At 62.8% G+C, this 12,079-nt stretch carries 13 protein-coding genes; 2 read left to right on the forward strand and 11 right to left on the reverse strand.

Features of this window, described 5'->3' with window-relative positions:
* Nucleotides 1-2 precede the first annotated feature (2 nt).
* A complete protein-coding gene (gene lptM, locus ACO076_RS05005; protein ID WP_421725625.1) occupies nt 3-200 on the reverse strand; it encodes an LPS translocon maturation chaperone LptM in 198 nt (65 codons plus the stop codon).
* Nucleotides 201-313: 113 nt separating this feature from the next.
* On the reverse strand, nt 314-1,708 hold the full coding sequence (argH, locus tag ACO076_RS05010; RefSeq protein ID WP_421725626.1) for an argininosuccinate lyase: 1,395 nt from the start codon (nt 1,706-1,708) through the stop codon (nt 314-316).
* A gap of 27 nt (nt 1,709-1,735) precedes the next feature.
* Between argH and tlpA the strand changes: the two genes are divergently transcribed.
* Entirely contained in the window at nt 1,736-2,410 is a 675-nt protein-coding gene (gene tlpA, locus ACO076_RS05015; protein ID WP_421725627.1) for a thiol:disulfide interchange protein TlpA, read from the forward strand.
* Between the two features lie 13 nt (nt 2,411-2,423).
* Here the strand turns inward: tlpA and ACO076_RS05020 are convergent, their stop codons facing one another.
* From ACO076_RS05020 to leuS, 9 genes are all read right to left on the reverse strand, one after another.
* Entirely contained in the window at nt 2,424-3,305 is an 882-nt protein-coding gene (locus ACO076_RS05020; RefSeq protein WP_421725628.1) for a 3-hydroxybutyryl-CoA dehydrogenase, read from the reverse strand.
* Between the two features lie 103 nt (nt 3,306-3,408).
* Nucleotides 3,409-4,344 (reverse strand): electron transfer flavoprotein subunit alpha/FixB family protein, encoded by a 936-nt coding sequence (locus ACO076_RS05025; protein ID WP_421725629.1) that lies wholly within the window; start codon nt 4,342-4,344, stop codon nt 3,409-3,411.
* A complete protein-coding gene (locus ACO076_RS05030) occupies nt 4,341-5,090 on the reverse strand; it encodes an electron transfer flavoprotein subunit beta/FixA family protein (RefSeq protein ID WP_421725630.1) in 750 nt (249 codons plus the stop codon). The genes ACO076_RS05025 and ACO076_RS05030 overlap by 4 nt, the downstream gene beginning before the upstream one ends.
* A 48-nt stretch (nt 5,091-5,138) precedes the next feature.
* Nucleotides 5,139-5,888, reverse strand: a complete 750-nt coding sequence (locus tag ACO076_RS05035; protein ID WP_421725631.1) for a rhomboid family intramembrane serine protease — start codon at nt 5,886-5,888, stop codon at nt 5,139-5,141.
* 17 nt (nt 5,889-5,905) lie between these two features.
* Complete coding sequence (locus ACO076_RS05040) at nt 5,906-6,469, reverse strand: cob(I)yrinic acid a,c-diamide adenosyltransferase (protein ID WP_421725632.1); 564 nt, start codon at nt 6,467-6,469, stop codon at nt 5,906-5,908.
* Between the two features lie 15 nt (nt 6,470-6,484).
* Entirely contained in the window at nt 6,485-6,679 is a 195-nt protein-coding gene (locus tag ACO076_RS05045) for a twin transmembrane helix small protein (RefSeq protein ID WP_421725633.1), read from the reverse strand.
* 114 nt (nt 6,680-6,793) lie between these two features.
* Nucleotides 6,794-7,825, reverse strand: a complete 1,032-nt coding sequence (gene holA, locus ACO076_RS05050; RefSeq protein WP_421725634.1) for a DNA polymerase III subunit delta — start codon at nt 7,823-7,825, stop codon at nt 6,794-6,796.
* 10 nt (nt 7,826-7,835) lie between these two features.
* Nucleotides 7,836-8,375, reverse strand: coding sequence for an LPS assembly lipoprotein LptE (gene lptE, locus ACO076_RS05055; protein WP_421725635.1), 540 nt, complete (start codon nt 8,373-8,375; stop codon nt 7,836-7,838).
* The gene (gene leuS / locus ACO076_RS05060) at nt 8,362-11,004 is read right to left on the reverse strand and encodes a leucine--tRNA ligase (protein ID WP_421726677.1); all 2,643 of its coding nucleotides are present in this window, start codon (nt 11,002-11,004) and stop codon (nt 8,362-8,364) included. Before leuS ends, lptE begins: the two co-directional genes overlap by 14 nt.
* Before the next feature lie 234 nt (nt 11,005-11,238).
* Here leuS and ACO076_RS05065 point away from each other — a divergent pair, with 234 nt between their 5' ends.
* On the forward strand, nt 11,239-12,045 hold the full coding sequence (locus tag ACO076_RS05065) for a ribonuclease activity regulator RraA (protein WP_421725636.1): 807 nt from the start codon (nt 11,239-11,241) through the stop codon (nt 12,043-12,045).
* The last annotated feature ends 34 nt before the right edge of the window (nt 12,046-12,079 follow it).

A 12,079-nucleotide genomic window follows, 5' to 3' on the forward strand; every position in this document is an offset into this window, starting at 1 on the left:
GGCTAGATCAGCTTGTCGAGGATGAACGGCCGGTCCGGCTCGTCATCGTTGGGGGCACCAGGGTCAACGTCCGATGGCACCGCAGCACGCGGCGGTGGTTCGAGTGCGCCTTTTCGGCCGCACGCCGACAGACCGATCGCCGAGACCAGAACGACGGCCACTGTGGCCCGATACACCATCCGACGGTCGATGAGCGCCACGGTTAATCCCCCTGCTGCCCGAACGGCTTTCGTAACAAATGTAGCAAAGCGTGCGCATTCCTCTAGCACAAAGAGACGACGTGCGCATGCGTACTGAACGCGCCGCTCAGTGATCAGTCACTGGCCTCTTTCTTCAGACGTTTCAGCCAGCGACGAGCCTCCTTGCGGACGTTGACCGGCGCCGTTCCCCCCTGGCTGGTTCGGCTCGCGGCTGACTGTGTGACGCCGAGAACACCATAGACCTCGGCGGTGATGCGCGGTTCGATCGCCTGGAGATCCTCAAGCGGCACCCGGTGAAGCGGACGATGAGTGGCCTCGGCGCGCTGCACCACACGGCCGGTTACCTCATGTGCCTCACGGAACGGCATATCCAACGACTGCACCAGCCAGTCGGCGAGATCGGTCGCCGTCGCATAGGCTTCGCCGGCGGCTTTGCGCATCGCCGCCTTGTTGGGTTCCATGTCGCGGACCATGCCGAGGGTAGCAGTCACGCAAAGATCCAGCGTTTCCAACGCGTCAAAGACGGGTTCTTTGTCCTCCTGCATATCTTTTTGATAGGCGAGCGGCAGTCCCTTGAGGACGATGAGCAGAGCGTTCAGCGACCCGATGATGCGGCCGGTCTTGGCGCGCACCAACTCTGCCGCGTCCGGGTTGCGCTTCTGCGGCATGATCGACGAGCCAGTCGTGAACCGGTCGGACAGCGTAACGAAGTTGAAGCCGGCCGAGGACCAGATGACGATCTCTTCGGCGAAGCGGGACAGGTGTACCGCCGTCAGGCTGGCGACGGCCATGGCTTCGACCGCGAAGTCGCGATCGGAGACCGCATCGAGCGAGTTGGCGGCCGGACGATCGAAACCAAGCGCCTTGGCTGTCGCCTCGCGGTCGATTGGAAACGACGTTCCGGCTAGGGCAGCAGCGCCGAGTGGCGATTCGTTCATCCGGCGGCGCGCGTCGGCAAAGCGGCTCCGGTCTCGGCCGAGCATTTCCACATATGCCATCAGGTGGTGGCCGAAGGTCACCGGTTGGGCTGTTTGCAGGTGGGTGAAGCCCGGCATCACGACCGTCGCGTGTTCCAGCCCCTTCTCGGCGAGGGCTATTTGCAGATCGAGGAGTTTAGTGTCGATGGCGTCGATAGCGTCGCGGACCCAGAGTCTTAGGTCTGTGGCAACCTGATCGTTGCGGGAGCGGGCGGTATGCAATCGTCCACCGGCGGATCCGATCAGCTCTATCAGTCGCGCCTCGATGTGGGTGTGCACATCTTCAAGTGCGCGCGAAAACGTGAACGACCCTGCTTCGAACTCTCGCAGGATCGTGTCTAGACCGTTCCTGATCTTTTCGGCATCGTCTGCCGTAATGATGCCGCAGGCTGCAAGCATGTCGGCTTGGGCTTTTGAGGCCGCGATGTCCTGAGGGAAGAGCTTGCGATCAAAATCGATCGACGCGTTGATCTCTTCCATCACGGCGTCGGGACCCTGGGCAAAACGCCCGCCCCACATGCGGCTGTTCATGAGTGCTCCGGAGTGTACGAACGAAATATGGCTGACCAGTCCCCCAAGCGCCGCACCACAACCCTGATCGCCGTTGCCGCGTTTGCCGGTGTCGCCGCTGGTGCAGTGGCGGTATATGCCATGCGGTCCGACGAAGGCAACGGCGAGGTGGTCGCCAGCGCTGCCGATTGTACCGCGGCGACCCATATCGCGGCGAACATCGATCCGTTCGCGATAGGCGACTTGGCAGCCTTTCAGACCGCCAGTCAGGCCCGTGATCTGGGTAGCCTAACCTTCCAGGTTGACAATGGCAGCGACACAACGCTTGCGGAGCTCGGCGACAAGGTCATGCTGGTCAACCTATGGGCCACATGGTGCGTTCCCTGCCGGACCGAGATGCCGGCCCTCGACCGGTTGGAGGCCGATCTTGGCGGCAACGACTTCGAGGTCGTCGCGGTCAATATCGATCTCAACAACATTGAACGGGCCCGTGCGTTCCTCGAAGAGATCGAAGTCCAGGATCTCGCTTTCTACGCTGATCCGAGCGCCGACATCTTCTCCGACCTCAAGAGCCGGGGACTTGCCCTCGGACTGCCCACGACGCTGCTGGTCGATGCCAACGGTTGTCACATCGGTTCGCTTCAAGGACCGGCGGAATGGGATTCCGACGACGCCAAGGCGCTGATCAACGCTGCTCTGGAGGCGCTGCCGGCTGGCGTCTGAGGCTGGCGTTTCCCTAGCGGGTGGGTACCGGCGTGTCGCCGCTGTAGTCGTAGAAACCGCGCCCGGCCTTACGGCCCAACCACCCCGCCTCGACATACTTCACCAGCAACGGGCAGGGCCGGTACTTGGAATCGGAGAGCCCTTCGTAGAGCACCTGCATGATCGACAGGCAGGTATCGAGGCCAATGAAGTCGGCGAGTTGCAAGGGTCCCATGGGATGGTGGGCGCCCAGCCGCATGGCCGTGTCGATGGCATCGACGGTACCAACCCCCTCGTGCAGGGTGTAGATCGCTTCGTTGATCATCGGCAGCAGAATCCGGTTGACGATGAAGCCCGGAAAATCTTCCGCAACTACGATCGTCTTGCCGACCCGGGCAATGAACTCCCGGGCGGATTCGAAAGTCTCCTGACTGGTGGCGATCCCCCGAATAAGTTCGACCAGTTCCATGACCGGTACCGGATTCATGAAATGAATGCCGATGAAGCTCTCGGGCGCTGCACTCGCCGAAGCTAGGCGTGTGATGGATAGCGATGAGGTGTTGCTGGCAAGGATCGCCGTCGATTTGAGCACCGGCTGAAGCGACGCAAAGATATCGCGTTTGACCGCTTCGTCTTCCGTCGCCGACTCGATGACGAGATCGGCGGCTGTCAAGGCGTCGAGGTCGGGCGCCGGCTTGATTCGATCAAGCGCCGCATTGCGATCCGATTCCGTGATCTTCTGCGAGGCAACCTGGCGGGCCATGTTGCCGTTGATGGTTGCCAGCGCCGACTTGATGCGGTCCTCGGCGACATCGTGGATCAGCACCTCAAATCCGGCCAGCGAGCAGACATGGGCGATTCCGCTGCCCATCTGGCCCGAGCCGATAATGCCGATGGTTCTGATCTCGTTCCGCATAACCCTCACCGATTGCTCGCGCCGCGATGCAGCAATCGGCCATGCCCGCGAGTCTTGTCAAGGAAAAGCGAAAGCGGCGAAACCGCGCGGTTACCCGCAGCGATTACAGCAGCGTATTGAGTTCAGGCAGGATTTCGAACACATCGCCAACCAGCCCGTAGTCGGCGATCTGGAAGATCGGCGCTTCCGGATCGGTATTGATGGCGACAATGACACGAGAGTCCTTCATCCCGGCGAGATGCTGGATCGCGCCTGAGATACCGCAGGCAATGTAGAGGTCCGGGGCCACGACTTTGCCGGTTTGACCGACCTGGAGGTCATTGGGTGCGTAGCCGGCATCGACCGCCGCGCGCGAAGCGCCGATCGCCGCGCCCAGCTTGTCGGCCAGCGGCTCGATAGTCCGGCGGAAATCTTCTGCCGACTTGAATGCCCGGCCGCCCGAGATCACGATCTTGGCGGCCGCAAGATCCGGCCGGGCGAGATCGGGGATGTCGGCGGAGACGAAGGTGACTCGGTCGTCCGCGGCCGTCGATGGGACCTCAATCGTCTCAATCGGCGCGGCGGCCCCGGCCGCCGCGGCCGGAAATGCAGAGGCCCGAACGGTGATCACCCGCTTTGGTTCGGCGTTGCGAACGGTCTCAATGGCGTTGCCCGCATAAATCGGACGCTCGAAGGTATCCCGCGATACTACCGCCGTGACGTCGGACACCTGGGCCACATCGAGAAGCGCTGCAATTCGCGGCATGAGGTTCTTGCCAAAGGTCGAGGCTGGCGCAACCAGCGCATCATAACCGTCCGCGAGGGGAACGATCAGGGCGGTCATCGACTCAGCAAGCTGATGTCCTAGTGCCGGGCTATCAGCCTGCAGGACTTTTCCAACGCCGGTTAGCCCGGCCGCTTCGCCTGCCACCGCGCGGCAATCGGCGCCGGCGATCAGGACATCGACGGAGTCCCCGAGTTCCAGCGCCGCCGTCAATGCGCGCGCTGTTGTGTCCTTCAGCCTGGCGTTGTCGTGCTCAGCGATCAGTAGCGTTGTCACAGCACACCCGCTTCGGTTTTGAGCTTCTCCATCAGCTCAGCCGGCGAGCCGAGCACAACTCCGCCTCGGCGTGCCGGTGGTGCCTCGACCCTGACTACCGTCAGGCGCGGCGCCAGATCGACGCCGAGATCGTCGGCTGTCAGTTCTTCAATAGGCTTCTTCTTGGCGCGCAGGATGTTGGGAAGAGAAGCATATCGCGGCTCGTTGAGGCGCAGATCAGTGGTGATGACGGCCGGCAACGTTAGGCGAAGGGTCTCAAGACCACCGTCCACCTCGCGGACGACGGTCACCGCATCGCCGTCTATCGCAACGTCGGATGCAAACGTCGCCTGCGGCCAGTCGAGCAACGCCGCTAGTATCTGGCCGGTCTGATTGCAGTCATCATCGATCGCTTGTTTGCCTAGGATTACCAGTTCCGGCGTTTCCCTTGCGACAACGGCGTTTAGCGCCTTGGCGACTCCCAACGGTTCGCATGTGATCTCCGTTTTCACCAGGATGCCGCGATCCGCACCCATGGCGAGTCCGGTTCGGATGGTTTCGGAGGCGTCGCCGGTCCCGATCGAGACCAGCACCACTTCTTCGGCGTGTCCCGCTTCTTTCAGCCGCAGGGCTTCTTCGACGGCAATTTCGTCGAACGGGTTCATCGCCATCTTAACGTTGGCGAGGTCGACCCCGGTTTCATCTGGCCGAACGCGAACCTTGACATTGTAGTCGATCACCCGCTTGACCGGGACGAGGATCTTCATGGCGAGGAAACGTGCTCGTGGCTGATGCGAGTTGGGGGTCGCGGGACCCTATCGACGGCCCTCATCGTCGTCAATCGAGCCCCATGGAGCCGGCGCGTCTGGTCCCGGCGGCCGGTCGAACAGCGGCACGCCTGGCCGTCGCATGAGCACCACCAGCACCGCTCCGGTGATCAGTCCACCGATATGCGACCACCAGGCGACCTGATCGCCAGGCCGGGCAATAACCACCTGATAGACCTGGTACAACACCCAGAATCCCAGCACCCAGTAGGCCCGCAGTCGCAAGGGTATTCGGCCAAGAGCCAGTATCCAGATCTTCTGTTTGGGATGGAGCATCAGATAGGCGGCGACCACGCCCGCGACCGCGCCCGAAGCGCCCACAACCGGTGCCTGTCCGGTCGGGTCGCTCCAAACGAACGCATAACCGGCACCGGCCGCGCACAGCAGGTAGAAGACAATGAACCGGATATGACCGAAGGCGTCCTCGACGTTGTCGGCGAACACCCACAGGAAGAGCATGTTGCCGATCAGGTGCCAGAGATCGCCGTGGAGGAACGAATAGGTGATGATCGTCAACCATTCGGGGATCGCCTCGTATTCCGGCGGCAGCGCCAGATGATCATTGTAGACCGCCGGGATCAGCCCATAGGACAAGACTGAGCTCTGGCTGACGGAACTGAGGCCACCGCTTTGCACGACGAAATAGACGAAGACGTTGGCAGCTAGCAGCGCCCAACACCCGTAAGGCCGGCTGATATGGACCAGCGGTCGGCCGTCGTGGATCGGAAAGATCGGCATCGACCGCTCTCTCTCGCCTAGCGGTTCTCTCCCGGGACCCAAAGGACGTCGCCTTTGCCGCCATCATTGGCAACCCGCGAGGCGACGAAAAGAAAGTCGGACAGCCGGTTGACGTAGGTGAGCGCTGCCGGATTGAGGGGCTCAGCGGCGTTTAGCGCGGTCATCACCCGTTCTGCCCGGCGGGCAACGGTGCGTGAGATATGAAGGGCTGCCGCTGCCGGCGATCCGCCGGGCAGAATGAAGGATGTCAGCGGCGCGAGACCATCATTGAGCGCATCGATCTCGGCCTCGAGACGTTCGACCTGGGCGGATACGACCCGCAGTCTTTCGCGCTGTCTGCTCTCATCCTGCGGGACCGCAAGGTCGGCACCGAGATCGAATAGGTCGTTCTGAATGCGGGCGACCATCGCATCGAGATCCGGCGCAATCGCAAGGCGTGCCGTGCCAAGGGAAGCATTCAGTTCGTCGATCGTCCCGATCGCCTCAAACCGCCAGTCGGATTTCGGCCGCCGCTCGCCCGAGCCGAGGGCGGACGTGCCATCGTCTCCGGTTCGCGTGTAGATCTTGTTGAGAACCACCATGGTTTCGAAAACCGCCTACGTGGAAACAAAATAGAGCGCGGTCATCATAACGATGATCGCGACGAATTGGAGGATGACGCGCCAGCGCATGAGCGTCTGCGACCGGTTTTCGGATTTGCCGCGCACCATGTTGAGAATCCCGGCACCGAGAACAATGACGACGGCGGCCAACGCAGCGACCGTGGCGCCCTGGAGCAGCGTCTCGGCCATCTCAGGTGGCCAGCGCGGGGCGACCCCGGTGTTTCTTCAAGTGAACCATGTCTCGCGGTTATACGCCTTTCGATCAGGTCGGGCCATCAGGACCGCCACCGGCCGATAGTCGCATCACGCCGCGCGTCGACGGGAACCCGCAATGGCCGAGATCGCCAGCATGGCCTGCCCAACGACCTCAACGGAAATAGCGCCTCTGAGACGGCTGTCGACCACCGCCCGGTTCAGGATGTCCAAAGCGCGCTCGATCCGCGGCAGGGACCAGATCGTCACTTGCCGCGATACGACAGGTCGCCGACGGAAGAAGATCTGCGGTGGCAACGCCCGGTCTGGCGGCGTGCCGGCATCGACCGCCGCGCGAGCCCGGTGCAACATGTCGAAATGCCGAACGGCAGCGCCGATCACCGCGAAATCCGCCGTTCCCGCGGCAACCAGGCGACGATAGGCGCGGGCGAAGCCCTCGGCGTCCCCCGATGCGGCGGCATCGACAGCCTCATCCACGGCAAAGGCGGATGCGTCGCCAACGATGGCGCGGACATCCTCGATTGTGATTTCGCCTTTTCCGGCTGCATAGAGGCAGAGTTTGACCACCTCGCCCCGGCTTGCCATCCGATCGCCGCCGAGTAGTGCCGTAAGGGCTTCGCGGGCGTCACCGGCAACGGCTAAGCCCGCCGCATTGGTTTCCTCATCAATGACCCGACTCAGTGCTTGGGCGTCGTCCGCGTAACAGGCAATCGCCACTGCATTCGCCGCCGCGGCGAACAGTTTGCGAAGGGGTGCCGTTTTCCTGAGTTCGCCGGCGGCGATCACGACAAACGCATCTTCCGGTGGGGTCGCGATCAGCGGCTCGAGCGCCGGCACGATCGAGCCGGCTCCCTGAACACGAACGCTGATGCAGCGCGTGCCGCCGAACATCGGGATGGCGTACGCTTCGTCGGCCAGGCGCTTCGGATCGGCGGCGATTTCGGCCGAATCGAGGTGAATATGACTGAGGGCATCGGCATCGTCACCCAACACAGTCGCCGCGAGCGTCGAGGCGCGCTCGCTCACAAGGCCGGCATCGTTGCCGAAGATGAGGATGCAGCGAGCGGAGGGATCGGGCCGTGCGAAGAACCGCGCGACTTCGGTCGCGCGAAGCTCTGCCACAACCGTTTACTCAGGAGCCGGCGGCGACCGCCGCGGCGACACGGGTGGAAATCTCGCGAGCAGCCTCAGCGGCAGCGCGATTCTCGGCGTCGATCTTTGCCCGGGTATTGGCGAAGGCTTGGTTGCTCCGGTTGTACGAGGCCGACGTCCGGGCGGTGCCGCGGACGAGCTGCTCGCCGCTGGCGATATTGGTGACCTCGTAGGTCGCCGCCAACCGAACGGAGAACACCGGCGACGAATCGATGTTGGTAATACCGAGGCCGACCTCACGCGAGGTGACCGTCAGCTTCATCCTGTAGAGCGGATCGCCGACCGTCTTGCCGCCAGTGAGTTGAAAAAGAACGTTGTTGCGGACCTGCTGGGACACCCGGTCCTTGACCGGTGCGATCGCAATCCGGGTCAGCGTTGATTGAACCGTGCCGCCGCCCGCCGCCGGACCGTACAGCGGCTGGACCGTGCAGGCACCGAGCATCCCGGCGACGAGTGCTGCAGCCAGCCCCCGAATACCGGCGCGGCGGGATATGCGGTAGCCGCGGTCAGACGACGACATTAACGATCCTCTTCGGTACGACGACGATCTTCTTTGGATCATTCCCCCCGAGCGCCCGAGCGACGAAATCGAGCGCGAGAACAGCCCGCTCGACGTCACCTTGTGACGCGTCCGCGGCAATTGTCAATTCGCCACGTTTCTTTCCGTTCACCTGCACCGGTAACACTATCACGTCCTCGGTTAGAAGCGAGGGATCAAATGGCGGCCAGTCGCTGCTGGCGACCACGCTTTTGTGGCCGAGCGTAGCCCAGCAGGCTTCTGCCAAATGCGGCATCATCGGTGCCATCATCTGGACCAGGAACTCGAGCGCCTCTCGGAGGGCATCGTCCAGGCTGGGATCCTCACCGGGCGGCGACTCGGTCGCCGCGGCGGAACAGGCACTGACCAACTCGTGGATGCGGGCCACCGACACGTTGAACCGCAGCGTTTCGATGCTCTCGCCGACCGCAGCAAGCGCCTTGTGGGCCGATTTGCGTAGTGTCGCGGCAGCAGCCGTAGGTTCGCTGGTCGGCTCAGGCGACCCCGGCGGCGGCAAGCGGGGCGCTGCCTCGGTGACCACGCGCCATACCCGCTGGACGAAACGGTAGGCGCCGGCTGCCCCTTCGTCGGTCCAAATGACGTCCCGGTCGGGTGGGGAGTCGGACAGCATGAACCATCGTGCGGTGTCGGCGCCGTACTGGTCGATGATTGCGGTCGGGTCGACGACGTTCTTCTTCGACTTCGACATCGATTCGACCGCGCCGATGGTGACAGGTTCGCCGGTATCGACGTGGACGGCGCTACCGTCCTCGCCGAGGCGCACTTCCTCCGGGAAAAGCCAGCGCCCGTCTACGCCCTTATAGGTTTCGTGGGTTACCATGCCTTGGGTGAACAATCCGTCGAACGGTTCGTCGAGGCCGGCGTGGCCCGTCACTTTCATCGCCCGGGTGAAGAAGCGTGAGTAGAGCAGATGCAGGATCGCATGCTCTACGCCACCGATGTATTGATCGACCGGCAGCCAGGCGTCGGCGGCAGCAGGGTCGGTCGGCGTCGCCGCCCAGGGATCGGTGAACCGGGCGAAATACCAGGACGAATCGACGAACGTGTCCATTGTGTCGGTTTCGCGGGTCGCTGCGCCGCCGCATTTCGGGCAGTTTACCGCCTTCCAGGTCGGATGATGATCGAGCGGATTGCCCGGGCGATCGAACGAGACGTCGTCCGGCAGCTTCACCGGCAGATCGGCGTCGGGCACCGGCACCACGCCGCAGGTCGGACAATGGATGACCGGGATTGGGCAGCCCCAATAGCGCTGGCGTGAGATGCCCCAGTCGCGAAGGCGATAGTTTACCTCGCGCACCCCTTGCGGCTTGCCGGCGATGGTTATCGCTTCCAGCCTTTGGGCCATGGCGTCTTTAGCCTCGGGCACCGACATGCCGTCAAGGAAGGCCGAGTTGATCATCCGCCCGTCACCGACATAGGCCTCGTCGCCGGATTCGAACTGCTCGACCCAGGCAGCGAACTCGGCGCCAGTGTCGATCACATCGAGGGGCGCCACCACCGGCATGATTGGCAGGTGGTACTTGGCGGCGAAATCGAAATCGCGCTGGTCGTGGCCGGGGCAGCCGAAGATCGCTCCTGTCCCGTAATCCATGAGCACGAAGTTGGCGACATAGACCGGTAATTTGAGATCGGAATCGACCGGATGAACCACTGCCAGTCCCGTGTCGAAACCGCGCTTCTCTGCCGTTTCCAATGCTTCTTCGCTGGTTCCCGCGTGATGGCAATCGGCGATGAACCGAGTGAGCTCGGGGTTGTCGGCCGCCAAAGCCGTGGCCAGTGGATGATCGGGTGAGATCGCCATGAACGACGCCCCAAACAGGGTATCGTGGCGCGTCGTGAACACTTCGAGATCGTCGAAGCCTTGGGGCGGCCTCCCATCGAACGCGAATCGGATACGCATCCCTTCGGATCGGCCGATCCAATTGCGCTGCATGATCCGGACTTTATCGGGCCAGCGCTCGAGGGTATCGAGCGCCGCCAGGAGATCGTCGGAGAAGGCGGTCGTCCGGAAAAACCACTGGGTCAGTTCGCGTTGCTCGACTTCGGCGCCGGATCGCCAGCCGCGGCCGTCGATCACTTGCTCGTTGGCAAGCACCGTCTGGTCGACCGGGTCCCAATTGACCCGCGACTTGCCACGATAAGCAAGACCAGCGGCGAGAAAGTCGAGGAAGAGCTTCTGCTGTTGGGCGTAATAGTCGACGTCGCAAGTGGCGAATTCGCGTCGCCAATCGAGCGACAGCCCCATGGTCTTTAGCTGCTCGCGCATGGCGGAGATGTTGCCGTAGGTCCAGTCGGCCGGGTTAACCTTGTTCTGGATCGCGGCGTTCTCAGCTGGTAGGCCGAAGGCATCCCACCCCATGGGATGGAGAACGTTGAAGCCGTTGGCGCGCTTGTAGCGTGCCACCACGTCGCCCATCGTATAGTTGCGGACATGGCCCATGTGGATGCGCCCCGATGGATAGGGGAACATCTCAAGCACGTAGTATTTCGGCCGCGGATCGTCGTTATCGGTCTCGAAAATGCGGGCATCCGTCCACACCGCCTGCCAATGGGCCTCGGATTCCTTTGGGTTGTATCGCTCGCTGGTCATGGCCGGATGAGGAGCTTGGGAGATCGCGTCGCGCCGGCTCGGCCGCCGCCGGCGGACACTCACCAGAATCATCGCCAGTGGTCAACCGGAAAGGCGGGTCCGCGCGGGTCGGCTTGCCACAATCGAGGCGCCACGAATGAAGCGATCCGGCCTTTGCCAGGATGCGTGCGTAATCGCAACTTGAGGTGCCCTCGGTGGAGCGGTATCGAGGGTCAGGGGGACGACCAAATGGGCATGTTTGATTCCTTGAATCTTCCGGTTCCGGCAATTGCCGGGACATTGCCGATCGTCGGGCAGGCGCCGGAGCGACCCGATCCGCACCTGATCGACCAACTCAAGGCCGTCGGAACCGCGACAGCGTCAGCCCTGATGCATCGCATGGGCGTCCGGCAGACCTTCATCGAGGGGCCGCTCCCTCGCATGCCGGGTGCCAAGGTTGTCGGGCCGGTGGTCACGCTGCAGTTCATGCCCCGGCGCGAGGACGTGATCGCCGGAATCGCCCCCGGTGAGGGCGAGGAGCAACTGGAGAAGTCCACAGCCCTGTGGTCAGTGTTCGAAACCGTTCAGCCTGGCGACATTCTTGCGGTGCAGGCGTTTGGCGACCTCAAGACCGGCTGCATGGGCGATATGCTGATCACCTTCTTCAAAGGGCGCGGCGGCATCGGAATTGTCGTTGACGGCTGCATCCGCGACTGGCCGCGGGTCAAGAACATCGGCACGCCGGTGTGGACGCGTGGCTTCACCCCCAACTATGCGTCGCAATCGACTTTGCTGCCCTGGGCGGTCAATGTGCCGATCGCGTGCAGCGACGTCCTGGTGATCCCGGGCGACGTCATGATTGCTGATGGTGATGGGGTCGTTTTGGTGCCTGCCAAGATGGTGCCGCTGGTTCTTGAACACGGCCTTGATCACGATGAGTGGGAGGAGTTCAGCCGCGCCCGCCTTTCCGAGGGGGGCAACATCAGAAAGTACTATCCGCTGAGCGAAGAAGGCATGGCCGAATACGAAGCATGGAAGAAAGCCCGCGTCGATCAGGACTGAATTCCGCGAAGTTATCACCCCGGGAAGAGACATC

Source organism: Bauldia sp. (assembly GCF_965232525.1).
Classification (GTDB): domain Bacteria; phylum Pseudomonadota; class Alphaproteobacteria; order Rhizobiales; family Kaistiaceae; genus Bauldia.

What these genes read in the sequence shown, in the direction of transcription:
- argH (WP_421725626.1), bottom strand. Translation starts at nt 1,708, where the DNA reads ATGAACAGCCGCATGTGGGGCGGGCGTTTTGCCCAGGGTCCCGACGCC.
- tlpA (WP_421725627.1), top strand. Translation starts at nt 1,736, where the DNA reads ATGGCTGACCAGTCCCCCAAGCGCCGCACCACAACCCTGATCGCCGTT.
- ACO076_RS05020 (WP_421725628.1), bottom strand. Translation starts at nt 3,305, where the DNA reads ATGCGGAACGAGATCAGAACCATCGGCATTATCGGCTCGGGCCAGATG.
- ACO076_RS05030 (WP_421725630.1), bottom strand. Translation starts at nt 5,090, where the DNA reads ATGAAGATCCTCGTCCCGGTCAAGCGGGTGATCGACTACAATGTCAAG.
- ACO076_RS05035 (WP_421725631.1), bottom strand. Translation starts at nt 5,888, where the DNA reads ATGCCGATCTTTCCGATCCACGACGGCCGACCGCTGGTCCATATCAGC.
- ACO076_RS05040 (WP_421725632.1), bottom strand. Translation starts at nt 6,469, where the DNA reads ATGGTGGTTCTCAACAAGATCTACACGCGAACCGGAGACGATGGCACG.
- ACO076_RS05045 (WP_421725633.1), bottom strand. Translation starts at nt 6,679, where the DNA reads ATGGCCGAGACGCTGCTCCAGGGCGCCACGGTCGCTGCGTTGGCCGCC.
- lptE (WP_421725635.1), bottom strand. Translation starts at nt 8,375, where the DNA reads ATGTCGTCGTCTGACCGCGGCTACCGCATATCCCGCCGCGCCGGTATT.
- leuS (WP_421726677.1), bottom strand. Translation starts at nt 11,004, where the DNA reads ATGACCAGCGAGCGATACAACCCAAAGGAATCCGAGGCCCATTGGCAG.
- ACO076_RS05065 (WP_421725636.1), top strand. Translation starts at nt 11,239, where the DNA reads ATGTTTGATTCCTTGAATCTTCCGGTTCCGGCAATTGCCGGGACATTG.